General features: G+C 59.9%; 22 protein-coding genes. 11 read left to right on the top strand and 11 right to left on the bottom strand.

The window, feature by feature from the left end; translation table 11 throughout:
• The first annotated feature begins 56 nt into the window (after window positions 1–56).
• The 3 genes from AC0Z5Z_RS15950 (at window position 57) to AC0Z5Z_RS15940 (ending at window position 2,307) form a co-directional block, all read left to right on the top strand.
• On the top strand, window positions 57–284 hold the full coding sequence (locus AC0Z5Z_RS15950) for a hypothetical protein (RefSeq protein WP_076563379.1): 228 nt from the start codon (window positions 57–59) through the stop codon (window positions 282–284).
• 147 nt (window positions 285–431) lie between these two features.
• Window positions 432–1,481, top strand: a complete 1,050-nt coding sequence (locus AC0Z5Z_RS15945; RefSeq protein ID WP_485611297.1) for an NAD(P)-dependent alcohol dehydrogenase — start codon at window positions 432–434, stop codon at window positions 1,479–1,481.
• Between the two features lie 127 nt (window positions 1,482–1,608).
• Window positions 1,609–2,307: a tRNA (adenine(22)-N(1))-methyltransferase gene (locus AC0Z5Z_RS15940; RefSeq protein WP_485611296.1), complete on the top strand. Its 699-nt coding sequence runs from the start codon at window positions 1,609–1,611 to the stop codon at window positions 2,305–2,307.
• Between the two features lie 193 nt (window positions 2,308–2,500).
• On the opposite strand, the gene ycaC (AC0Z5Z_RS15935) is transcribed toward AC0Z5Z_RS15940, so the two are convergent.
• On the bottom strand, window positions 2,501–3,130 hold the full coding sequence (ycaC, locus tag AC0Z5Z_RS15935) for an isochorismate family cysteine hydrolase YcaC (RefSeq protein ID WP_016774235.1): 630 nt from the start codon (window positions 3,128–3,130) through the stop codon (window positions 2,501–2,503).
• Window positions 3,131–3,396: 266 nt separating this feature from the next.
• Here ycaC (AC0Z5Z_RS15935) and AC0Z5Z_RS15930 point away from each other — a divergent pair, with 266 nt between their 5' ends.
• Window positions 3,397–4,107 carry an SDR family NAD(P)-dependent oxidoreductase gene (locus AC0Z5Z_RS15930; RefSeq protein ID WP_485611295.1) on the top strand — a complete coding sequence of 237 codons (711 nt, stop codon included), beginning with the start codon at window positions 3,397–3,399 and terminating at the stop codon, window positions 4,105–4,107.
• Between the two features lie 94 nt (window positions 4,108–4,201).
• Window positions 4,202–5,131: a LysR family transcriptional regulator gene (locus AC0Z5Z_RS15925; RefSeq protein ID WP_252877880.1), complete on the top strand. Its 930-nt coding sequence runs from the start codon at window positions 4,202–4,204 to the stop codon at window positions 5,129–5,131.
• Here AC0Z5Z_RS15925 and AC0Z5Z_RS15920 read toward each other — a convergent pair whose 3' ends face one another.
• Entirely contained in the window at window positions 5,132–6,049 is a 918-nt protein-coding gene (locus tag AC0Z5Z_RS15920; protein ID WP_095179591.1) for an AraC family transcriptional regulator, read from the bottom strand.
• A gap of 173 nt (window positions 6,050–6,222) precedes the next feature.
• Window positions 6,223–6,987 (bottom strand): SDR family NAD(P)-dependent oxidoreductase, encoded by a 765-nt coding sequence (locus AC0Z5Z_RS15915; RefSeq protein ID WP_056784713.1) that lies wholly within the window; start codon window positions 6,985–6,987, stop codon window positions 6,223–6,225.
• A 259-nt stretch (window positions 6,988–7,246) separates the two neighbouring features.
• On the opposite strand from AC0Z5Z_RS15915, the gene AC0Z5Z_RS15910 reads away from it, so the two are divergent.
• Both AC0Z5Z_RS15910 and AC0Z5Z_RS15905 read left to right on the top strand, forming a co-directional pair.
• Window positions 7,247–8,128, top strand: a complete 882-nt coding sequence (locus tag AC0Z5Z_RS15910) for a helix-turn-helix domain-containing protein (protein WP_485611384.1) — start codon at window positions 7,247–7,249, stop codon at window positions 8,126–8,128.
• Window positions 8,129–8,255: 127 nt separating this feature from the next.
• Complete coding sequence (locus AC0Z5Z_RS15905) at window positions 8,256–8,993, top strand: SDR family oxidoreductase (RefSeq protein WP_041480608.1); 738 nt, start codon at window positions 8,256–8,258, stop codon at window positions 8,991–8,993.
• 515 nt (window positions 8,994–9,508) lie between these two features.
• Here the strand turns inward: AC0Z5Z_RS15905 and AC0Z5Z_RS15900 are convergent.
• The 3 genes from AC0Z5Z_RS15900 to AC0Z5Z_RS15890 all read right to left on the bottom strand — a co-directional run bounded on the left by AC0Z5Z_RS15900 (window position 9,509) and on the right by AC0Z5Z_RS15890 (window position 11,549).
• Window positions 9,509–9,709, bottom strand: coding sequence for a hypothetical protein (locus AC0Z5Z_RS15900; RefSeq protein ID WP_016774226.1), 201 nt, complete (start codon window positions 9,707–9,709; stop codon window positions 9,509–9,511).
• Between the two features lie 154 nt (window positions 9,710–9,863).
• Window positions 9,864–10,493, bottom strand: coding sequence for an isochorismate family cysteine hydrolase YcaC (gene ycaC, locus AC0Z5Z_RS15895; RefSeq protein ID WP_016774235.1), 630 nt, complete (start codon window positions 10,491–10,493; stop codon window positions 9,864–9,866).
• A 129-nt stretch (window positions 10,494–10,622) separates the two neighbouring features.
• Window positions 10,623–11,549 (bottom strand): Gfo/Idh/MocA family protein, encoded by a 927-nt coding sequence (locus AC0Z5Z_RS15890; protein ID WP_252877877.1) that lies wholly within the window; start codon window positions 11,547–11,549, stop codon window positions 10,623–10,625.
• 273 nt (window positions 11,550–11,822) lie between these two features.
• Between AC0Z5Z_RS15890 and AC0Z5Z_RS15885 the strand changes: the two genes are divergently transcribed.
• Entirely contained in the window at window positions 11,823–12,428 is a 606-nt protein-coding gene (locus AC0Z5Z_RS15885; protein WP_016774221.1) for an SCO family protein, read from the top strand.
• Entirely contained in the window at window positions 12,428–12,907 is a 480-nt protein-coding gene (locus AC0Z5Z_RS15880) for a copper chaperone PCu(A)C (protein WP_095179587.1), read from the top strand. Before AC0Z5Z_RS15885 ends, AC0Z5Z_RS15880 begins: the two co-directional genes overlap by 1 nt.
• A gap of 218 nt (window positions 12,908–13,125) precedes the next feature.
• Here AC0Z5Z_RS15880 and AC0Z5Z_RS15875 read toward each other — a convergent pair whose 3' ends face one another.
• Window positions 13,126–14,142 (bottom strand): ABC transporter substrate-binding protein, encoded by a 1,017-nt coding sequence (locus AC0Z5Z_RS15875; RefSeq protein ID WP_042609565.1) that lies wholly within the window; start codon window positions 14,140–14,142, stop codon window positions 13,126–13,128.
• Between the two features lie 330 nt (window positions 14,143–14,472).
• Between AC0Z5Z_RS15875 and AC0Z5Z_RS15870 the strand changes: the two genes are divergently transcribed.
• Entirely contained in the window at window positions 14,473–16,683 is a 2,211-nt protein-coding gene (locus AC0Z5Z_RS15870; RefSeq protein ID WP_485611294.1) for an LTA synthase family protein, read from the top strand.
• Window positions 16,684–16,692: 9 nt separating this feature from the next.
• Here the strand turns inward: AC0Z5Z_RS15870 and AC0Z5Z_RS15865 are convergent, their stop codons facing one another.
• Window positions 16,693–17,121, bottom strand: coding sequence for a hypothetical protein (locus tag AC0Z5Z_RS15865; RefSeq protein ID WP_485611293.1), 429 nt, complete (start codon window positions 17,119–17,121; stop codon window positions 16,693–16,695).
• A 260-nt stretch (window positions 17,122–17,381) separates the two neighbouring features.
• Here AC0Z5Z_RS15865 and katG point away from each other — a divergent pair, with 260 nt between their 5' ends.
• Window positions 17,382–19,658: a catalase/peroxidase HPI gene (gene katG / locus AC0Z5Z_RS15860; protein ID WP_485611292.1), complete on the top strand. Its 2,277-nt coding sequence runs from the start codon at window positions 17,382–17,384 to the stop codon at window positions 19,656–19,658.
• Window positions 19,659–19,986: 328 nt separating this feature from the next.
• On the opposite strand, the gene pepN is transcribed toward katG, so the two are convergent.
• The 3 genes from pepN to AC0Z5Z_RS15845 are packed head-to-tail and all read right to left on the bottom strand — an operon-like array spanning window position 19,987 to window position 23,742.
• On the bottom strand, window positions 19,987–22,644 hold the full coding sequence (gene pepN, locus AC0Z5Z_RS15855; protein WP_122708264.1) for an aminopeptidase N: 2,658 nt from the start codon (window positions 22,642–22,644) through the stop codon (window positions 19,987–19,989).
• A 10-nt stretch (window positions 22,645–22,654) separates the two neighbouring features.
• Window positions 22,655–23,485 carry a DUF2797 domain-containing protein gene (locus AC0Z5Z_RS15850; RefSeq protein ID WP_186569239.1) on the bottom strand — a complete coding sequence of 277 codons (831 nt, stop codon included), beginning with the start codon at window positions 23,483–23,485 and terminating at the stop codon, window positions 22,655–22,657.
• On the bottom strand, window positions 23,482–23,742 hold the full coding sequence (locus AC0Z5Z_RS15845) for a YeaC family protein (protein WP_016774215.1): 261 nt from the start codon (window positions 23,740–23,742) through the stop codon (window positions 23,482–23,484). Before AC0Z5Z_RS15845 ends, AC0Z5Z_RS15850 begins: the two co-directional genes overlap by 4 nt.
• Between the last annotated feature and the right edge of the window lie 22 nt (window positions 23,743–23,764).

The following is a 23,764-nucleotide window of genomic DNA, read 5'->3' as shown; positions in this document are numbered from 1 at the left end:
TCGCCCGCACCTCCAATCTGCACAAGCCGTAGAAAACGGCCATGACGAGGTGTGAGATGAATAACGATCAAGGCAAGCAAGGTGACGATCCGCTCCCAACCACTCCCGACCCGCTGAGTCCGGGGCGTACCGAGGTCGATCCGATGAAGGAACGCGGCATCGACGAACTGCCCGACAATGAAGGCGAAATCCCGCTGGACGATGACAGTACCGGCCTGGATCCGGAGCGTGTACGTCAGGAAACCGATAACGCCGAGATGGACGACCGGCCCAATCCGCGTTGAGCCTGAAAAGGCAGCCGTCGCCATCGGCTGCCTTTCGGTTGCGCAATCAACAGCAGAATCAGGCAAGCATTTCACAGAAATGCACTACTTCGCGCTCCAACCCAGGCGCAACAATGGGCGTCCGACAACCCCATGGAGGATGCTCACATGCTCGTACAAGCCTACGGCGCCCACGCTGGCGACAAACCTCTTGAGCCCATGCAGATCAACCGCCGTGCCCCGGCGGCGCACGACGTGCGGATCGATATCGCTTTCTGCGGCATCTGCCATTCCGACCTGCACCAGGTGCGCGCGGAATGGGCCGGCACGCAATTCCCTTGCGTCCCCGGCCACGAAATCGTCGGCCGCGTCTCGGCGGTCGGCGATCACGTCAAAGCCTACAAAGTCGGCGATCTGGTCGGTGTCGGTTGCATCGTCGACAGCTGCCAGCACTGCGATGACTGCGACTCCGGCCTGGAAAATTACTGCGACGGCATGATCGGCACCTACAATTTCCCGACCCCGGATGCTCCGGGCTGGACCCTCGGCGGCTATTCGCAAAACATCGTCGTGCACGAGCGCTATGTGTTGCGCATCCGTCATCCCGAGGCGCAATTGGCCGCCGTCGCGCCGCTGCTCTGCGCCGGCATTACCACCTACTCGCCGCTGCGTCAGTGGCACGCTGGCCCCGGCAAGAAAGTCGGCGTGGTCGGCATCGGTGGCCTGGGTCACATGGGCATCAAACTGGCCCACGCCATGGGCGCCCATGTCGTCGCCTTCACCACCTCCGAATCCAAGCGCGAAGCGGCCAAGGCGCTGGGTGCGGACGAAGTGGTGGTGTCGCGCAATGCCGAAGAAATGGCGGCACACACCAAGAGTTTCGACTTCATCCTCAATACCGTCGCAGCGCCGCACGATCTCGACGCCTTCCTCGTCCTGCTCAAGCGCGACGGCGCGTTGACCCTGGTCGGTGCGCCCGCATCGCCGCATCCGTCGCCGAACGTATTCAACCTGATCACCAAGCGGCGCACCATTGCCGGTTCAATGATCGGCGGCATTCCCGAGACTCAGGAAATGCTGGATTTCTGCGCCGAGCACGGCATCGTTTCCGACATCGAACTGATCCGCGCCGACCAGATCAACGAGTCCTACGAGCGCATGCTCAAGGGCGATGTGAAATACCGCTTCGTCATCGACAACGCAACGCTCGCCGGCTAAGCGCAAGCGCCCATCGGCAGCGCAATGCTGCCGATGGTTCGGGGATTTCACCTGCACAATTGACAGCGTCAGCGTTGCTCGCCAGAGTCGCACCCCTTTTTCCACCGCTGGGTGAACGGGGTCGCCATTGAACCAACAGACATTGTCCATGCGCCTGGAGCGCGTCGCTGCCCACGTGCCGGTCGGCGCGCGGCTGGCGGATATCGGCTCGGATCACGCCTATTTGCCGGTTGCCCTGATGCGCCGAGGCCTGATTACAGCGGCGGTGGCTGGCGAGGTCGCGCGCACGCCGTTCCACGCGGCGCAACGCACCGTCAATGACAACGATCTGCAAGGCCAGATCAGCGTGCGTCTGGCCGATGGTCTGGCGGCGATCAGGCCTGACGACGGCATCAGCGCCATCACCCTGTGCGGCATGGGCGGCGAAACTATTCGCGATATTTTCGACAGTGGTAAAGCCCATCTCAGTGGCCACGAACGCTTGATCCTGCAACCCAACGGCGGCGAGCAAGCGCTGCGCCAGTGGTTGATGGATAACGGCTACCGCATCGTTTGCGAAGAGGTGCTGCACGAGAACCGTTTCGACTACGAAATCATCGTGGCCGAGCGCGGCTCTGATCCGGTGACTTACGATGCCAGGGAACTGTTTTTCGGACCGCTGCATCTGCAGGCGCGCTGCCCGGCATTTCTGCACAAATGGCAACGCAGGCTGAAGCAGCGGCAGAAGACGTTGGGGCAGTTTACGAGAGCGCAACAGACGTTGCCGGAGGACAAAATTCTTGCGCTGAAGCAAGAGATGCAGTGGATCAGCGAATTGCTCGGGTGACTGTGCGGCCGTCTTCGCGAGCAGGCTCGCTCCCACAGGAAATTGCATTTCTCCTGAGGGAACACGGTCAACTGTGGGAGCGAGCCTGCTCGCGAAAGCGGTGTGGCAATCTACACAGCAACCAAGTTGGCCGCAGCCGTCGGAAAAACAAAAAGCCTGCTGTTGAAAGCAGGCTTTTTCGTGGGTGGTGAACTTACTTCTGCTGCGTCAGCGCCGAGTAGCTGTTCATCAGGTTGCGGTAGTTGGGAATGCGCTGCGACAGCAGGTTACCCAGGCCTTCGATGTCGTTGCGCCAGTCGCGGTGCAGTTCGCAGGCCACCGAGAACCAGTTCATCATCTGCGCGCCAGCCTGAGTCATGCGGCTCCATGCGGCTTGCTGCACGGTGGTGTTGAAAGTGCCGGACGCATCAGTGACCACAAACACATCAAAACCTTCCGCCAGTGCCGACAGGGTCGGGAACGCTACACACACATCCGTCACGACACCGGCAATGATGATCTGCTTGCGCCCGGTGGCCTTGATTGCCTTGACGAAATCTTCGTTGTCCCAAGCGTTGATCTGACCTGGACGAGCGATGTACGGCGCGTCCGGGAACATCTCTTTCAACTCCGGCACCAGCGGGCCGTTCGGGCCTTGTTCGAAGCTGGTAGTGAGGATCGTCGGCAGGTCAAAGAACTTGGCCAGATCCGCCAGCGCCAGCACGTTGTTCTTGAACTCGTTCGGCGAGAAGTCCTGCACCAGCGAGATCAGACCGGTCTGGTGGTCAACCAGCAGCACGATAGCGTCGTCTTTGTTCAGGCGGTTGTAGGTTGGAGTGGTCATGGTGTGCGTCCCTTTTCAAGTTTTGGAGTTTTGTTGTTGCGTTCAAGTTGGGTACAGATTACTGACGCACAGCAAAGGGATAAATCGGCTGAAAAGCGTTTCACCGTCCACCCAAACCGGACAATCATTCGAGGCCCGCTCTGATTAGATACACCGAAGTACAAATGATGTACCTCAGCCCCCATTTATCAACTCCACGCAACTTCCTAAAGTCTCCTCCAACAGCCACCCGCCATCCTGACGGGCCAGCGACAGAGGAAATCATCATGAGCACATCGAAAAAAGTAGTTGTCATCACCGGCGCCTCGCAAGGCATTGGTGCAGGTCTGGTCGAAGGCTTTCGCGCCCTTGGCCATCAAGTGGTCGCAACCTCGCGCTCGATCAAAGAGTCGAGTGACCCGGATGTCCTGACCGTTGCCGGCGACATTGCCGATCCGCAAACCGCCGAGCGCGTGATTCGCACCGCCGTCGCCCGCTTCGGTCGCGTCGATACGCTGGTCAACAATGCCGGGATCTTTCTGGCCAAGCCGTTCACCGCTTACAGCCAGGCGGACTATGCCCAGGTCGTGGCGACCAACATGAGCGGCTTCTTCTACATCTCGCAACTGGCCATCGCCGAGATGGAAAAACACGGCAGCGGCCACGTCGTCAGCGTGACCACCAGCCTGGTCGATCATGCAATCGACGGCGTGCCTTCGGTATTGGCGTCGCTGACCAAAGGTGGCATCAACGCCGCGACCAAATCCCTGGCGATCGAGTACGCCAAGCGTGGCATTCGGGTCAACGCCGTGTCGCCGGGCATCATCAAAACACCGATGCACGCTGAGGAAACCCATCAGGCGCTGGGCAGTCTGCACCCGGTCGGCCACATGGGGGAAATCGACGACATCGTGCAAGCGATCCTCTACCTCGACGGGGCGAATTTCGTCACTGGCGAGATCCTGCATGTCGACGGTGGCCAGAGCGCCGGCCATTGATCGAAACCCTGCAACGCCGCCGGTGGATACCGGCGGCGTCGTTGGTTGTGGTACACAGAGGATGAACGTCCGTCGATCCTCGGTGCGAGCCACAATGAAACGCCATTTTGAAGATTTGCAGTTAGGCAGTATCGAACTGTTCTGCCTGGCCGCCGAAGCCGGCAGCTTCACCGCCGCTGCGCAACTGGCCGGGGTCACGCCCGCTGCGGTGAGCCGGTCGATTCTGCGTCTGGAGCAACGCCTGGGTTCGCGACTGTTCGCCCGTACTACGCGCAGCATTCGCCTCACCGACGCCGGACGGAGCTTCTTCGAACAATGCAGCCAGGCGCTGACGCAACTGGTCGAAGCGCAGCAGGAAGTCATGGGCGCACAGACTTCGCCGTCGGGTCGACTGCGCATCAGCCTGCCGACCACGTACGGGCATCACCGCATCCTGCCGCTGCTGCCGAAATTTCGCGCGTTGTACCCCGAGGTCACGGTCGACGTGCACTTGGGCAATCGCAATATCGACTTCGTTGAAGAAGGCTACGACCTGGCGATACGCGTACGCGCGCAACCGGACTCGACCCTGATCGCGCGCCTGCTGGAAGACGCCGCTCTGGTGGTGGTCGCCGCCCCCGAATATCTGCATAGAGCCGGCACGCCGCAGACGCTGGACGATCTCATCGCGCATGAGTGCATCCAGTTCGAATTGCCCAGCAGCGGGCGGCGGATTTCCTGGCTGTTTCAGGAAAACGGCCGAGACCTGGAAGTGATTTCCGACGGTGGCTATTCCTGTTCCGACGATGTGCTCGGTGGTGTGACGCTGGCCAAGCACGGCGCCGGGCTGTTTCAGACTTACCGGTTCATCGTCGAGCAGGAACTCGCCGATGGCCGCCTGATTGAAGTGCTGCAGCCGTACGCCGGACGTTCGCGCCCCTACACCCTGCTCTACCCGCACGGCCGCTACGTGCCGCAGCGGGTGCGGGCGTTTGTGGATTTTCTGTTGGGGTTTCGTGAGGAATGGGCGGGACACCCGCGGTAATCAGCCGGTCTGGCGCAGGCGGCTGAGTTCCTTGGACGGCGGGCAGCCGAACTGGCGGTTGTATTCGCGGCTGAACTGCGAAGCGCTTTCGTAGCCGACGCGGTAGCAGGCGCTCGAGACGTCCAGCCCTTCATTGATGATCAGCCGCCGCGCCTCTTGCAGGCGCAGCTGTTTTTGATATTGCAGCGGGCTCATGGCGGTGACGGCTTTGAAGCGGTGATGCAGCGCCGAATTGCTCAGATTGGCCACCTGCGCCAGCGCGTCGATGCGCAGCGGTTCAGTGAAATTCTTGTTCAGCCAGTCGATGGCCCGCGTGACCCGATGGGTCTGCGAATCGCTGACGGCGATTTCATACAGCAGATGCCCGTGCTGGCCGCGCAGCAGGCGGTAATACAGCTCACGCAACACCATCGGTGCGAGCATGCCGATGTCGCGCGGGTTATCCAGCAGGCGCACCAGACGCAGCATGGTATCGAGCAATGTCACGTCGATCTTGTCGAGAAACATGCCGCGCCCGGCGTCCTGTGGCATGCCGGTCAGCGGCGACTCGGCAATCAGTTGCGTCAGTTGCGCCGGATCGAAATCCAGCCGTACGCAAAAATACGGCGCCTCGGGTGAGGCTTCGATCACCCTTCCCGACACCGGCAACGTCACCGACACCACCAGGTAATTCAACGGGTCGTAGAGGAAACGTTCGTCGCCCAGCCCGACTTCCTTGCGCCCCTGCACGATCAGGCACAGCGCCGGGCGGTGCACGACATGGATCAGCTCGGACGGCCCATCGAGACGGATCACGTGCAGTGGCGCAATCGCGGTTTCGTAGGTGCCCGGCGCATCAAAGCGCTGAGTCAGCAGGCGCACCAGCTCGGCGCGATACACCGCCGTGTCGTGGAGGATGGAAGCGTCGTGGTTATCCATGCAAAGGGCCTCGAAAGCAGACGAAGGTGGGTCAACTGCGGAGGAAGATTAGCCAGTTTTACCCAGCGGCGACTAGATCAAAGATGCTGCAGATTTGCCTGATTCTGCGTCGGTCAGATCGGGGTAAACCATGGGCACATCTTCTTACGTGCCCATGGTTTACCGCACTGCTATCAGCCTGCCGTTACCGTCATGCCGCCATCGGCCATGACTACCGAGCCGACCATGAAACTGGCGCGGTCGGAGGCCAGAAAGGTCACGATCTCGGCGATCTCTTCCGGCTGCGCCGCCCGACCGATCGGCGCCGCTTCGCCGTGTTGCGCGAGGAAGCCCGGGCCGTCCTCGACCACATCATTAAGGATATTGGTCACCACATCGCCGACGCCGATCGCGTTGACGCGAATGCCGTGCTCGATGACTTCCAGGGCCAGCGTGCGGGTCAGTTGTGCCAGCGCACCTTTGGAAGCGGTGTAGGCGGCGATGGTCGGGAAGGCAAAGTACGAGGCATAGGAGGCGATATTGACGATTGCACCGGACTTGTTCGGGATCATCGCTTTCACCGCTTCGCGGCAGTGCAGGAAGGCTGCCGTGGCATTGACTGCCTGGATTTTTTCCCAATCGTCGCGGCTCATGTCGATCACGGCTTTGTTGATGATGATCCCGGCGTTGTTGACCAGAATATCCAGGCGCCCGAACTGCTCGACGGCAAGGCCTACTGCGCGTTCGGCGGCGCCGTCCTCGGTGATGTCCGCCACCAGCGGCACCAGATCGGGACGAGCCAGTGCTTCGACAGCCGGGTTGAGGTCTTCGGCAATCACCTTGGCGCCGCGAGCGTGCAGCATCAGCGCAATCGCCTTGCCGATGCCACTGGCCGCGCCAGTGACCAGTGCAACTTTACCGGCGACTTCTTGGGGCAGGGTGTGGTTGAAATCAGTCATGGTTTTAACTCCTCGATAGCGAATCGGTGTTGCGCCTGATGGCGCGGTCGTGAACACGGCTTCACTGTCGCGCACTGTCCGCCGCCGGGCTTTCGGGCGATTGCCGGGACTGTCGGAGTTTTGCGCTGGAGTTTCTCGTTCGCCCGCCCTAACCTTCAAAATCATTCCGCAGCCGAAGCTTTTCATGGAGCGTCCTGTGCCCTCTGCCAGCCCTGCTACACCGACAATCAGCCAGCCCGCGCGCATCGCCGCCGAAGCCATGCCGGAGCATCTGCCCGGTGTTGCGGAAACGACCACGCCGCGGCCGCAGATCAAGGATGCGGTGGTGCAGCTGTTCCGCCATCAAACCCTGCTTGAGCCGATCCGCGTGCCGTGCGTGGCCGAACCGCTGCTGGTGCTGGTACTGGCCGGCACTGCCCGGGTCGAAGAACGTTCGTTGGGTGGAGAATGGCAGGCGAGCCAGGTCACGGCGGGCGATTTCTTCCTGACCAACACCCGCGAACCTTATGAAATGCGCTGGCAGACAGAAGGTTGCGAGGTCTTCGAAGTGATGCACCTTTACCTAGGTCTGGGCTTGATCGAACACGCGGCGCGCGAAGCGTTCGGCGAACAGGCCGGTGCAGTGACGTTTGTCGATGTGTCGGGTGCGCGTGACGAGCAGGTCAGCTTCATTCTTGAGCAACTGCGCATCGAACTGACCGGACAGCGCCAACCCAGTGCACTGCTGGTGCACAGCCTGGCTCAGGCGTTGGCGATCCATCTGCTGCGTCATTACCTCGACCCCGACAGCAACCCGCGCCGCGACAACGCCCTGCCCGCCTACAAACTGCGCCGGGTGATCGAAGCCATGAATGCGAATCTGGCGGAAGATTTCAGCCTCGGTGATCTGGCCGCAGTCGCTGAGCTGAGCGACTACCACTTCAGCCGCACCTTCAAACGCGCCACCGGTTTATCGCCCTCGCAATACTTCATACGCCTGCGCATCAGCCGCGCGCGTCATCTGTTGCTGGAGACCGCACGCAGCGTGATCGACATTGGCCTGGAGGTGGGCTACTCCAGCCCCAGCCACTTTTCCCAGGTGTTCCGCCGTGAAGTCGGGGTCACTCCGAGTGCCTACCGGGACGCGCCACGCGGGGCCTGAAAACCTGTCGAAAAGCGATGCAGCAGAATTGGGCAAATCCCGAGGAGGAATCGATTAATAGCCCATGAGCCGCCGCACTTAATCTTCTTCCAGGCCCACTCACGGGCACACAGAAGAGGACGACATCATGCTGAACATTCAAGAAAAAGTGATCGTGATTACCGGCGCCAGCAGCGGCATCGGCGAAGCCACCGCACGCCTGCTCGCCGAACGTGGCGCCAAAGTGGTGTTGGGGGCTCGGCGCACCGAGCGTCTGGCAGTGATTGCCGAAGGGATCAATAGCGCCGGCGGCCACGCGCAGTTCCGCGCACTGGACGTCACCGATCAGCAGGATGTGCAGCGCTTCGTTGATTTCGCCGTCGAGCATTACGGCCGCGTCGATGTGCTGGTCAACAACGCCGGGGTCATGCCGTTGTCACGGCTGGACGCGCTGAAGGTCGATGAGTGGAACCGCATGATCGACGTCAACATCCGTGGCGTGCTCCACGGCATCGCCGCCAGTCTGCCGTTGATGCAGCGCCAGCGCGCCGGGCAGATCATCAACATCGCCTCGATCGGCGCCTACGCGGTCAGCCCCACCGCAGCGGTGTACTGCGCAACCAAATACGCAGTGCGGGCCATTTCCGAAGGCTTGCGCCAGGAAGTCGGTGGCGATATCCGCGTCACCGTCATCGCACCGGGCGTGACCGAATCGGAACTGGCCGAGAGCATTTCCGATGAAGGCGGCCGCGAAGAGATGAAGTCATTCCGCAAGATCGCCATCCCCGCCGAAGCCATCGCCCGCGCGATTGCGTATGCCGTCGAACAACCGGCGGATGTCGACGTCAGCGAACTGATCGTGCGCCCGACCGCGAGCCCTTACTGAGACCAGATGAATCACAATCAACTGTAGGAGTGAGCCTGCTCGCGATAGCGGTAGACCAGTCAATGAAAATGCTGAATGTGCCGCCGCCTTCGCGAGCAGGCTCGCTCCCACCGGGGATTTGTGGCACCACCAAATAATTGGTCAACACGGAACATTGTGGGAGCTAGCCTGCTCGCGAAAGCGCTGGGTCAGTCGGCGAAGATGCTGGATGTGCCGCCGTCTTCGCGGGCAAGCCCGCTCCCACAGGGTTTTGTGGCGCAACCAAATCAATGGACAACACGGAACATTGTGGGAGCGAGCCTGCTCGCGAAAGCGCGGGTCAGTCGGCAAAGATGCTGGATGTGCCGCCGTCTTCGCGAGCAGGCTCGCTCCCACCGGGAATTTAGCGCACGGATATTCCAACCCTGGCCGGTCGATACTGGTTTTCACGATGTCGGTGACTGAACTGCATAAGGGTGCGCGGGAGAGCCTCTCACTCTAATTCCAGAGTGGGAGGCATCGATTAAATCGCTCGATCAGCGTGACGGCGGATGTTCGGTTGACACCGAGTTGGCCGCATCCACATCTGACATATCTTCCTCGACCGGTGCCTCATCGTCCGGCGGCAAAGGCACCTCGGGATTTTCCCGCTTGGGATCGTGCCCGGTCTCGTTGTCGGTGGTGCGCGTCACGGCTTGTTGCGACTGGTTGCCCGGTGCGTTTTCATCAATGTCCATGTCGGTCTCCGATGTGATTCAGCGATAGACACCTGAACGTGTGAAATGCCGGCGCGTGACAAGTGCCCGGCAATGGACGAACGGTGACTCGCCGGCCGGCCCTGAACGCAAAAAACCTGCTGTTTAAAGCAGGCTTTTGCGTTGTGTAGGAGGCTTACTTCTGCTGCGTCAGCGCCGAGTAGCTGTTCATCAGGTTGCGGTAGTTGGGAATACGCTGCGACAGCAGATTGCCCAGGCCTTCAATATCGTTGCGCCAGTCCCGGTGCAGTTCGCAGGCTACAGAGAACCAGTTCATCATCTGCGCGCCAGCCTGAGTCATGCGGCTCCACGCGGCTTGCTGCACGGTCGTGTTGAAGGTGCCGGACGCATCAGTCACTACGAACACATCAAAACCTTCCGCCAGCGCCGACAGGGTCGGGAACGCTACACACACATCCGTCACGACACCGGCGATGATGATCTGCTTGCGCCCGGTGGCTTTGATCGCCTTGACGAAATCTTCGTTGTCCCAAGCGTTGATCTGACCTGGGCGAGCGATGTACGGCGCGTCCGGGAACATCTCTTTCAGCTCCGGTACCAGCGGGCCGTTCGGGCCTTGTTCGAAGCTGGTGGTGAGGATGGTTGGCAGGTCGAAGAACTTGGCCAGATCCGCCAGCGCCAGCACGTTGTTCTTGAACTCGTTCGGCGAGAAGTCCTGCACCAGCGAGATCAGACCGGTCTGGTGATCTACCAGCAGCACGATAGCGTCGTCTTTGTTCAGGCGGTTGTAGGTTGGAGTGGTCATGGTGTGCGTCCCTTTTCAAGTTTGAAGTTTTGTTGTTGCGTTCAAGTTGGGTACAGATTACTGACGCACAGCAAAGGGATAAATCGGCTGAAAAGTGTTTCACCGTCCACTCAAACCGGACAATCCACTTCAATCGTAAAACGGCTCAACCAACGCCCGACTACCGACAAAGAAACTGTCCGCCACCAGGCGCAACGGTTGCAGATCCAGGTCGCTGGCCTTGTCGCTGATCAATTGCTGGAAGTGGCGGTAGACCGCTGCGTACTCGCCCTCCTCCGACACGCTTTGCTTCACGCCGTCGATGCTTAGCACCGCGCCGCCATTGTCCAGACGCAGGACGCCTTCGACGCAGCGAATTTCGATGCTCCACAGTTCATCGTGGCCATGGTCGAAATCGAACTCGGCACGCACGTCGAGCCGACGCGCATCGGACATTTTGATCGAGGCAGCAATCGGCGACTGGCAGTTGCTCGGCACGCGCAGTTCGGCGGCTTCGACGAACAGCGGCAGCGTCAGCAGGTGGGTGATGATCGACAAGGCGTTGATGCCCGGGTCGAAGACGCCGAGGCCGCCCGGTTGCCAGATCCATGCCTGACCCGGATGCCACTTGCGTACGTCTTCCTTCCAGTCGATCTGCACGCTTTGCAGGGTGCGGCTGGCAAGCAAGTCGCGGGCGGCGGCGATGCCCGGTGCGTAGCGTGAATGCCAGGCGAACAAAGCGCTGACGCCTTGATCGGCGACTTGATCGACCAGGGCCATAGCCTCGCCCAATGTCGCACAGGGCGGTTTTTCCACCAGCACGTGCTTGCCGGCCGCCAACGCCTGTTGCACCAGTGCGAAGCGCCACTGTGGCGGCGTGCAGAACGCAATTGCGTCGACAGTCGGGCCGTTTTCGAGCAGTTCGCCCAGCGACTGGAAGTTCTCCACCCCGGCGCAAGGTTTGCCCTGGGTAGCGACCGCCACCAACTGGAACGCCGGGTTGGCGAGGATGGCGGGAACGTGTTGATCCTGGGCGATCTTGCCGTAGCCCACCAGGCCGAGACGAATCGGTTGCATTACAGACTCCTGTTGTTGTTTTGGTCTTTGCAGCGCAGCGGCAAGAGTACGTGTTTCTGCGCCCGCCTCCAATCGTCATACTATTTAAATCGAGTTTGGTCGCGGCGAACGCATGGCTTATTCGTCATTTCTTCTTACACCTTTTATCGTCCGATCCGGCACCGCGCGGCGATCGGCAGCCGGCGATCAGCCTCAGTTTGCTATCATGCGGCGCTTTTACGGTTAACCCCTCGCCAGTCCTGCCGACTGGCGGGCTGCAAAAGGCGGTATTAGATGACGGCTTTGTTGACTCGCCGCAAGGTACTTGCGGGAATGGGCGTGCTCGGGCTCGGCCTGCTCGCCGGTTGCGACACCCGTGGCCAACTGTCGTACAAGTACGGCAAGGATCTGAGCGACAAGATCCTCGGACGCACCTTCAAGCTGAAGAACCCCGAAGGCGAAACCATGTCGCTGTCGAGCTTTCGCGGGATGATGCCGATGATCTTCTTCGGCTTCACCCAGTGCCCGGCCGTTTGCCCCACCACCCTGGCCCGCGCCGCGCAGATCAAGAAACTCATGGGCCGCGACGGCGACCGCCTGCAAGTGGTGTTCATCACCCTTGACCCCGAGCGCGACACGCCGCAGATCCTCGACGCCTACGTCAAAGCCTTCGATCCGAGCTTCGTCGCGCTGTACGGCACACTTGAGGAAACCAAGGCCACCGCCAAGGAATTCGACGTGTTCTACGAGAAAGTCCCGGCCGGCGACACCTACACCATCTCCCACACGTCCACCAGCTACGTCTACGACTCGCGTGGTGAGTTGCGCCTGGGCCTGTCCACTTCGCTGACAGCCCAAGAGTGCACGGAAGATTTGCTTACTGTTATGGAGGTCTGCTGATGCATCCCGTTCTGAATCACCTCAAACGCACCGTATGTGCACTGTCCCTGCTCGGCCTGGCCTTCCAGGTGTCGGCGCAGACCAAAGTCGACGATGCCTGGGTCCGTGCCACCGTGCCGACCCAGTCCGCCAGCGGCGCGTTCATGACCGTGACTGCCGACAGCGACAGCAAGCTGCTCAGCGTTGCCTCGCCAGTGGCCAAGGACGTTCAGATTCATGAAATGAGCATGAAGAACGATGTGATGACCATGGGCCCGGTGAAGTCCGTTGAGCTGCCTGCCGGCAAAGCCGTGAGCTTCGACCCGAACGGCTACCACGTCATGCTGATGGGCCTGACCGGTCAGTTGAAGGAAGGCGACAGCGTGCCGCTGACCCTGACCGTGGAAAACGTCAAGGGCGAGAAAGAAACCATTGAAGTCAAGGCACCGGTCCGCGCGCTGACCAACATGGGCGGCCACGATCACAGCAAGATGCATTGATCGCTGACGGAAAGACTGTTCGCCCGACACATAAACGGGGCGGCCTGATCGATGATCGGGCCGCCCCGTTTTTTTGCCCGGAAGAGGGTTTACGCGGCTAAACCTGTGGGAGCGAGCTTGCTCGCGAAGGCGTCAGGCCAGTCAACTCATCTGTGGCTGAAACTCCGCTTTCGCGAGCAAGCTCACTCCTACAGTAGTTCCGGGTGATGCCCAATCCCTCAACTCCCCGCACCACCATGCGCTTCTTCAAAGAAGTAATCCTTCCAGCTCGCCGCTTTGTTCTTCAACACGCCCAGTTCCTGCAATTTTTCGGCATAGATAAACGTGCGTTGCGGCACGACGGTGAAGTCGATTTCCGGGTCTTTGACGATTTGCTCGACCAGGGCCAGCGGCAGTTTCGATTGTTCTACGCGGATGTAGGCCTGGGCAGCGGCGGGTTTGTCGGCCTTGATGATTTTCTCGGCTTCAGCCAGTGCGTCGTAGAACGCCTTGTACGTTTTCGGGTTTTCGTCGTGAAATTTTTCTGTGGTGTAGAGCACGTTGAACGTCGCCGGGCCGCCGAGGATGTCGTAGGAACTCAGCACTTTGTGCACGTTGGGGTTTTGCAGAGCCTGATACTGGAACGGTGGGCTGGAGAAATGCGAGTTGATTTCCGAGCCGCCGGCAATCAGCGCGGCGGTGGCGTCCGGGTGCGGCAGGCTGACTGAAATGTTATCGAATTTCTTGAACTGGTCATCACCGAATTCTTTCGCGGTTTCAATTTGCAGGGTGCGCGACTGAAAACCCACGCCTGCGGCCGGCACGGCGATACGGTCCTTGTCGCTGAAGTCCTTGAGGGTTTTGATATTCGGATTGTTGGTCAGCAGGTAATTAGGCATCGAGCCCAGCGCGGCGATGGCTTTGACGTTCTGTTTGCCCTTGGTGCGGTCCCACACAGTAAGCATCGGCGGCACGCCGGCCGAGACCACATCCAGCGCTCCGGTCAGCAGCGCCTCGTTCATCGCCGTGGCGCCGGAAATGCTGTTCCAGTCGACCTTGATGTCCAGACCCTGAGCCTTACCGTGTTTCTCGATCAGCTGTTGATCGCGTACGACATCGAGAATCAGGTAACCGATGCCGAATTGCTGGGCGATGCTGATCTTGCCCTCGGCTTGGGCGCCGCTACTGAACAGCGCACCCGCTGCCAGAGTAGCGGCCAACAGAGTCAGCGCAGAACGTTTGAACGGTGTGGCCATGACAACCTCGCAGCATGGGGGTGGGCTGAAAGGCCTGACTTTATAGCTATAAAAAATAGAAATTAAATACCCTTATCGCATATCGATAGCACTGAGCGATTTGACGTCTGCTGCTGGAATTCAGGAGCAGTGGATGAACCTACAACAGTCTGAAACAAAAAACTGCCCTCGGGAAAAATGGCACTGCGCCCCACAACCCACGCCCGCTATGGGCACGCGCCGTTTCGGGGATCGCCGGCCGCAGGTTTTTAAAAGCCGATCAGCCTTCCTGCCCTTGGTATCATCACCCACACTTTTTTTTGACCCTTTGATGACAAGCAGGCCTTTTTTGTGAGCGCTCTTTTCAACTGGCTGCGGCGGCCGAATGCCCGCCTTCTTTCTCTAATCGTTTTGGTAATGATCGTGCCGGTGTGCCTGCGTGCAGCGTTGGGCTGGTCGACACCGCTGGGCTTTTTGTCGGATCTGGCCGTGGGTAGTCTGCTGGTGGTATCGCTGCATCGCCGTACGTGGTGGCTGGCCTTGCCGGTGCTGGTGTTTTGGGCGCTGCTGGCGATCGCCACGGCAGAATTGGTCAGCGCCGTCGGCCGCCTGCCGACGCCTTCGGATATTCACTACCTGATCGACCCGCAGTTCGTCGAGAACTCCACTGGCGGCGGACTTGCGCACCCTGCCCTGGCCATTGCTTTGCTGGGTGCGTTGGTTTTCTGGCTGCTGGCCCAATTTGTGGGGCGCGGTCTGGCTCGGCCGGCATTGCCGCGCGCTGCCTGGGCCGCGCCGATCGTTTTGTTCGCCGCGCACTGGGGCGCGCAAAACCTGTGGCCGAATGACGGCGACGCCTGGCGCCTGTACAACCTGCCGCATCAATTGCTCGCCAGCGAAGTGGCCGACCTGCAGATCCAGGCCGAGGAATGGCTGGACGGCGACGTCGAAGAACCGACACCGGCGATGGCCGGGCTCACCGATGTCGATCTCATTGGCCAGAAGCTGCTCGCCGCGCCGGGTCAGGCGCGCAATGTGTTGATCATTGCCCTGGAAGGCATTCCCGGCGCCTACATCCGCGCCAACCGCGAGGCGATCGGCAGTCATTACCAGGAAGACCTGATGCCCAACCTCAGCCGCTGGGCCGAGCGCGGCATGAACACACCGGATTACGTGCTGCACACCCATCAGACCATTCGCGGTTTGTACGCCATGCTGTGCGGTGACTACGATAAGCTCAACAACGGCACGCCCAAAGGCGTGGAAATGCTCACCCTCAACGAACGCAATCAGGCCTGCCTGCCGGCGCAGCTGCGCGAACACGGCTTCAGCACTCATTATTTGCAGGGCGCCGGCCTGCGCTTCATGGCCAAAGACAAGATCATGCCGCACATCGGTTTCGATGCGACCCACGGCCTGGAATGGTTCAGCAACAGCAACTATCTGGAGTTCCCGTGGGGCAAGGATGACAGGGCATTTTTCGAAGGTGCGCTGGATTACGTCGGCCAGTTGAAAAAGCAAAAGCAGCCGTGGATGTTGACTCTGCTGACGGTCGGCACCCATCAGCCCTACTCCGCACCGGAGGATTATCTGCAGCGTTATGAGACGCCCAAGCAGGCTGCCGTCGGTTATCTCGACGATGCGCTGGATCAGTTTCTTTCAGGGCTGGAGCGCCAAGGCGTTCTCAAGGACACACTGGTGGTGATCACCTCGGATGAATCCCATGGCATCGACGGCGTGCGGCTGGCCTCCTCGTGGGGTTTCAACCTGACGCTGGCACCGGAGCAGGCGCAACTGCCGCGTCTGAATGCCGGGGTCTACGGCCACGTCGATCTGAGCACCTCGATCCTCGACTATTTCGACCTGCCGGTGCCGACTGCGCTGAGCGGGCGGTCGCTGTTTCGCGACTACGATTCGGGGCGAGAAATCATGTCGTTCACCAACGGCAAACTGCGCTACCACAACGGTCAGGGCATCTTCTCCGAGTGCGATCTGCCGCGCCGCTGCCGCTATTACCAAAGCACCGGCTTCATCGCCGAAAGTGCCACATACAAAGGCACCTACAGCGGCCACCCGGCCCGGCAAATCGCCGCGCGCGCCGATGCGCTGGACCTGTCCTTGCTGCGCACACCGCTCAATCATCGCTACCAGTTCGGCAGCAACAACATCATCCCTCTGCAAGCGCAGATAAAGGATGACTGGGCCGACAACCTGATCGGCGCGCAATACCTGGAAATGCCCAAAGGCTCGCACACCCGCGTGCGCCTGACCGTGCGCTCGGTCGATCCGCAGCAGGCGGCGTACATTCAGCTCAAGGCCAAGGAATTTGAACAAGACGTGCAACTGGGCCTGCCAGCAGAAATGGTCGCCACGGCGGATCAGCCGCTGGAGATGGATTTCAGCTTTGAAAACCCGCAGCCGCGCAAAGCCTTCTCGTTTCATTTGCTGGGCTACGGCAATGGCGCGGTTGAAGTATCGGACTTCAGCGTGATCACTGAACTGCCTGGGCAGGATGACATTCTTGATGACGTGCCCGAGGACGACACCGCGCAATCGAGTTGACGTCTTTATTTATAAAGGCTGCACTCGCCTGTCACTTTGCTTCGGGGTAACGAGTGTAAGATCGAAATTGCCTGTCACTTTCCTGGCTTTTCCCAGATCCAGAGCAAAAGTGCCTGCTACGTTTTTGCGAAAATTGGCAAAGGTGACGATGAGTTCACCCTCAATAATAGGTTGGTCAAAATGATTGATCACAACCTTCCAATACCGTCCCATGGTTGGAAAAGTCACTGTGTGAGGACCATCTCCCTCCAACGCATTCGGCACAGACAACTCGACCGTGTGTATAAAATCGTCAGTTCCGATGATGATAAATTCCGTCTCGGTCTCTGCATAAACACATAACTTGCTCTCCAAAAATTTAACGTCATCGAGAAACGCGACAAAGCTACCGGTAGCATTTCGTTTGTTCAGAAGGTCACTTGTTTCGTCCTGAGACATGTCGATATTCCCTTGAGGTGAAGGTGACGTTGCGTTGACTCCAACATATTGTGATTGCGTGGTATCAACCACTGTCAAAGCTGACAGTTTTTAAGATCGCTTCGAAATAACGCCGCTTTTGCATCACGATATCGAGGTAGCAAAAGAGCCTGCCTATCGCCTGCCAAGACTGCGGCTATTAGCCGACTTGCCAACTCGGGTCTAGCCTTACCAGTCCGAAGTCGGCACGAGCCGGCCGCAGACCTGATAGGGATCCGAACATGGCAAACGAATCGAAATGCCCGTTCAACCACGCCGCCGGTGGAGGTACGACGAACCGTGACTGGTGGCCGAATCAACTCAATCTAAAAATCCTCAGCCAGCATTCCCCCAAGTCCGATCCGCTGGGCCAGGACTTCGACTACGCCAAAGCCTTCAAAAGCCTCGACTTCCAGGCGCTGAAACAAGACATCAAAGCACTGATGACTGATTCCCAGGACTGGTGGCCAGCCGATTTCGGCCATTACGGCCCACTGTTCGTGCGCATGGCCTGGCACAGCGCCGGGACCTATCGCACCGCCGACGGCCGTGGCGGCGCCGGCTCCGGTCAGCAACGCTTCGCCCCGCTCAACAGCTGGCCGGACAACGTCAGCCTCGACAAGGCCCGCCGTCTGCTGTGGCCGATCAAGCAGAAATACGGCCGCAACATTTCCTGGGCCGACCTGATCGTGCTCACCGGCAACGTCGCCCTTGAATCCATGGGCTTCAAGACCTTCGGTTTTTCCGGGGGCCGCGCCGATGTCTGGGAACCGGATGAAGACGTGTACTGGGGTTCGGAAACCGAGTGGCTGGGCGGCGACAACCGTTACGGCAAGAGTAATGGCCCAGTGCAAGAGCCCGGTGACGGCACGCTGGTGGCTGAGCCCGATTTGCATGGCCGTGAAGAAAGCCGCACCGATCAGGGCGAACGCAATCTGGAAAATCCCCTCGCCGCCGTGCAGATGGGCCTGATCTACGTCAACCCTGAAGGCCCGGAAGGCAACCCGGATCCGGTGGCCTCGGCCAAGGACATTCGCGAAACCTTCGGCCGCATGGCCATGAACGACGAAGAAACCGTGGCGCTGATCGCCGGCGGCCACGCGTTCGGCAAGACCCATGGCGCCGGCCCGGCTGACAATGTCGGCCCCGAACCGGAAGCGGCCGGTCTGGAGCAACAGGGTCTGGGCTGGAAAAACGCCTTCGGCACCGGTAAAGGCGCCGACACCATCACCAGTGGTCTGGAAGTGACCTGGACCACCACGCCAACGCAGTGGAGCAACAACTATCTGGAAAACCTGTTCGGCTTCGAGTGGGAGCTGACCAAAAGCCCGGCGGGCGCCAATCAGTGGCAACCGAAAAACGGCGCGGGTGCAGGCACCGTTCCCCACGCTCACGATCCGAACAAGAAGCTCTCGCCGACCATGCTCACCTCCGACCTGGCGTTGCGCTTCGATCCTGCATACGAGCAGATTTCCCGGCGTTTCCTGGCCAATCCCGATCAGCTCGCCGACGCATTTGCCCGCGCTTGGTACAAGCTGATCCATCGGGACATGGGGCCGCTCTCTCGCTACCTCGGCCCGGAAATGCCACAAGAGGAATTGCTCTGGCAAGACCCGCTGCCCGACGTGACGCACCCGCTGATTGATGACAGCGACGCTGCGGCGCTGAAAAACAAGGTGCTGAATTCAGGACTGTCGGTGTCGCAACTGGTCTCGACCGCGTGGGCTGCAGCATCGACCTTCCGCGGTTCGGACAAGCGCGGTGGCGCCAACGGCGGACGCTTGCGTCTGGCCCCGCAGAAGTTCTGGCAGGCCAACCAGCCCGAACAACTGGACAAAGTGCTGAGCACGCTGGAAAGCATTCAGAGCGAGTTCAACAACGGCGCCGCCGGTGGCAAGAAAATCTCGCTGGCGGACCTGATCGTCCTGGCCGGTAATGCCGGAGTGGAAAAAGCCGCGCAGAACGCCGGGCATTCGGTGTCGGTGCCGTTTTCACCGGGCCGCGTCGATGCTACGCAGGAGCAGACCGATGTCGAATCGTTCGGCTTCCTCGAACCGATCGCCGACGGTTTCCGCAATTACAGCAAAGGCAAATACACGGTTGCGGCAGAAACCCTGCTGATCGACAAGGCGCAATTGCTTACCCTCACGGCACCGGAAATGACCGTGCTGCTGGGTGGCTTGCGGGTATTGAACACCAACGTCGGCCAGACGCGACATGGCGTCTTCACCGATAAAACCGAAGCGCTGAGCAATGACTTCTTCACCCACCTGCTGGACATGGGCGTGGAGTGGACGCCGACCTCGCGGGATGCCGACGAGTTCGAGGGTCGTGATCGCAAGACCGGGGCGGCGAAATGGACGGCGACTCGGGTGGATCTGGTGTTCGGCTCGAATGCGCAATTGCGCGCATTGGCCGAGGTGTATGCCAGCGCCGACGCGAAGGCGCAGTTCGTCAATGATTTCGTCAAGGCATGGACGAAGGTGATGAATCTGGATCGGTTTGACCTGCGTAAATAGTTGTTTCTTGTGCAAATGAAAATGCCGCTCGTTGAGCGGCATTTTTTTTACTTGGGATTATGTGGTGCTGGAGATAACCAGCCCCTCACCCCAGCCCTCTCCCAATGGGAGAGGGGGAAAGGGAGCCGATCTCTGTTGGTTTCAAGACCTTAGTTCGATGCCAGAATTTCAGGTCGGTGTAACTCGAATATTCACCTCGGTCAGTCCCCTCTCCCTCTGGGAGAGGGTTAGGGTGAGGGGCGGTCTGAAGCTGGAATACGGACCTTTATGATCATCAAAATCAAAAGATCGCAGCCTCGTTCCACTCGACAGCTCCTACAGGATCGGGTTACGCGAGGCTTTTGCTTACCACTTCATACACATCACTGGACAGCGACCCGGACGCCAGAATCCGCTCCAGCTCAGCCTTCATCAACGCCTGACGGGCGCTGTCGTATTTGCGCCAGCGAGTCAGCGGGGCCAGTTGGCGCGAGGCGATCTGCGGGTTGAAGCCGTTCAGTTCGATCACCAGATCGGCGAGGAAGCGATAACCGGAACCGTCCGCCGCGTGGAAGTTGATCAGGTTCTGCCCGGCGAACGCACCGATCAGTGCCCGCACCTTGTTCGGATTCTTGATGTTGAACGCCGGGTGCTGCATCAACGCCTTCACCCGCTCCAAACCGCCCGGCAACGTGCTGCCGGCCTGCACGCTGAACCACTGATCCATGACCAGCGGATTGTCCTTGAAGTGCTCGGCGAAGCTGGCCAGGGCGAGGGCCTTCTGTTCTTCGAACGGCGAGTTGACCAGCACCGCCAGCGCAGTCAGGCGCTCGGTCATGTTGTCGGCGGTCTCGAACTGCTCCAGGGCCGCTGCCAACACTTCCGGCTTGCCGCTGAGCATCAGGTACGACAGGGCGATATTCTGCAATGCGCGACGGGCGAAGTGCTCGGCCTCGGCGACGTATGGAGTCTTCTTCGAGAGGTCGCGATTGGCCTGATAGCGCAGCCACAGCGCTTCGAACAAGCCTTCGGCGAGTTGCTTGCGGGCAAATTCGCGCGCGACATGAATCGCCTCGACGTCGGCCACTTCGCTGATCTCGGTGAGATAAGCCTCACCCGGCAGCGAGAGCATTTCGGCAACCATCGCCTGATCCAGCGACTCGTCGGACAGCACCGTGCGCAGCGCCGACACCAGACGCGGATCGAGCTTCAGGCTCTCGCCTTTCTGATGCTGGCCGATCAACTCTTGAAGCACTTGCACCGAAAGTTGCTGACCGGCATCCCAGCGGTTGAAGCCGTCGCTGTCGTGCTGCATCAGGAACATCAGTTGGTCGCGGTTGTACGGGAAACTCAATTTCACTGGCGCCGAGAAGCCACGCAGCAGCGACGGCAGCGGCTGTTCGTTGATGTCGACAAACGTGAAGGTCTGCTCGGCTTCGGTTACCGAAATCACCCGAGTGGTGCCTTGTGCCGAGGCTTCGCCAGCCAGACGCAGAGCGATTTCATTGCCCTGGCTGTCGAGCAGGCCGAGCTCGACCGGAATCACGAACGGCAGTTTTTCTACCTTGTCCGGGGTCGGCGGGCAGCTCTGGCGGAAGGTCAGGCTGTAGGTTTTCGCCGCAGCGTCGTAGGACTCGCTGACGGCCAGACGCGGTGTGCCGGCCTGGCTGTACCAGCGTTTGAACTGACTGAGATCAACGCCATTGGCATCTTCCATGGCCTTGACGAAGTCGTCGCAGGTCACGGCCTGACCGTCGTGGCGTTCGAAATACAGATCGCTGCCCTTACGGAAGCCTTCGGCGCCCAGCAGGGTGTGGATCATGCCGACCACTTCCGAACCCTTTTCGTACACGGTCAGGGTGTAGAAGTTGGAAATCTCGATGAAGCTGTCCGGACGCACGGCGTGGGCCATCGGCCCGGCATCTTCGGCGAACTGGTGAGTACGCAGGTACGCCACGTCCTGAATGCGCTTGACCGTCGCCGAGTTCATGTCCGAGGAGAAACCGGCATCGCGGAACACCGTGAAGCCTTCCTTCAGCGACAACTGGAACCAGTCGCGGCAGGTCACGCGGTTGCCCGACCAGTTGTGGAAGTATTCGTGGGCGACGATCGCCTCGACCCGCTGGTGCGCGGCGTCGGTCGCGGTTTCGGCGCGGGCCAGCACGGCGCTGGAGTTGAAGATGTTGAGGCCCTTGTTCTCCATCGCGCCCATGTTGAAATCGTTGACGGCGACGATCATGAAGATGTCCAGATCGTACTCGCGACCGTAGACCTCTTCGTCCCAGCGCATGGATTTCTTCAGGCTGTTCATCGCGTGCTGGCACTTGTCGATGTTTTCCGGCTCGACATAAATGCGCAGCGCGACGTTGCGCTGGCTCATGGTTGTGAAAGTGTCTTCGACGCACCACAGATCACCGGCGACCAGCGCAAACAGGTACGCCGGTTTCTTGAACGGATCTTCCCAGGTCGCCCAGTGCCGGCCGTCTTCGCCGGGGCCGGAAGCGATCGGGTTACCGTTGGAGAGCAACACCGGGTAGCTGTGCTGTTCGGCCACGACGGTGGTGGTGAACTTGCTCATCACGTCCGGGCGGTCGAGGTAATAGGTGATCTTGCGGAAGCCTTCGGCCTCGCACTGAGTGCAGAACATCGTGCCGGACTTGTACAGGCCTTCCAGCGCGGTATTGGTTTCCGGATGGATGCGCACGCTGGTGTCGAGGGTGAAGGTTTCACTGGTCGGTTGCAGCGTCAGGTGACTGTCGGAGACTTGATAGTCAGCGGCGCTCAGCTCCTGATCCGCCAGCGTCACCGACAGCAGCTCGAGTTGCTGGCCGTCGAGCACCAGCGGCGGCAGGCCGGCGCCACGTTCAGGATTACGGCGCATCACCAGTTGCGCGTGAACCAGGCTGTGGTCCTCGAACAACTCGAAGGTCAGGTGCGTTTCGTCGATCAGGTACTCGGGCGCCTGATAGTCCTTGAGATAGATCATCTTCGGTTGTTCGGTGCGCATGCTGGAATCCTTATTGATGCACGGCGAGCTGGTACGCCGTGTATTTACGAATGTTGATCACGCCGGTGTCGAAGATCAGGTACTGACCCTTGATCCCCAGCAGCGTGCCTTCGGCAATCGGGTTCTTGTCCAGGTTGAAGCTGACGATTTTCGCCGGGTATTGCTCGACGGGATAGCGGATTTCCAGCGGTTCGACATCGGCAATCGTCTGAATCGCCTGTAGGCCGAATCGCTCCTGCAACCCTTGCAGGCCTTCGGCGCAGCTTTCGAACAACTGATCGCGCACCTGCGCCAGATCCACCGCCGCCGCATCACCTTTGAGCAGCGCGCGCCAGTTGGTCTTGTCCGCCACCTGGCTGCGGAACAGGTCCTCGACAAACCCCGATTGCTGGCGTGTCGATACACGCATGATTGGCAAGGCTTGACTCGCACCCTGGTCGAGCCAACGGGTCGGCAACTGCGTAGCACGGGTGATGCCAACCTTGATCCCCGACGAGTTGGCCAGATAAACCACATGATCGGTCATGCAGAATTTCTCGCCCCACTCCGGATCGCGGCAGGTGCCGGCGTCGAAGTGGCAGCGCTCCGGACTCATGATGCACAGGTCGCACTGCGCCAGTTTGGTCATGCACGGGTAGCAATAGCCCTGACTGAAACTGGTTTTGGTTTTGCGCCCGCAATGGGTGCAGTGAATCGCCCCCAAAAACTCCAGACGCAGGGTGCTGCCGATCAACGGATTGACCGGCACCTCGACGTCATCCAGACGAAACGCGTACTGCACGTTAGACCCGTCCAGACGCGCCGACATTTTGCTGATTGCACCGCGGCCAATCTCGATCAATGGATGGCATCCGACTTGAACAGGATGTTCGGCACTTCGATCGACTTCGACGCACATTCTTGCGGGCCCATGTAGCCAGTGCGCTGGTCTTCCGGCAGGTTCTGGATTTCCCAGGCAATCATCGCCTGCAACGACAGCTCGCGCTGTTCGGCAGTGAGTTTGTTGCCGTCGGACCATTTACCGATTTCCACGGCCAGTTTCAGGCTTTCGTAGATGTCCGGGGTGATGTTGTTGATCATGTCGTTGAAAGAGGACATCAGGGTCTCCGTGCTCTTTGCT

The sequence above is a fragment of the Pseudomonas sp. 1L-E-NC-VB-C3 genome (genome assembly GCF_057291535.1).
This window is presented reverse-complemented; position numbering and strand designations above follow the sequence as displayed.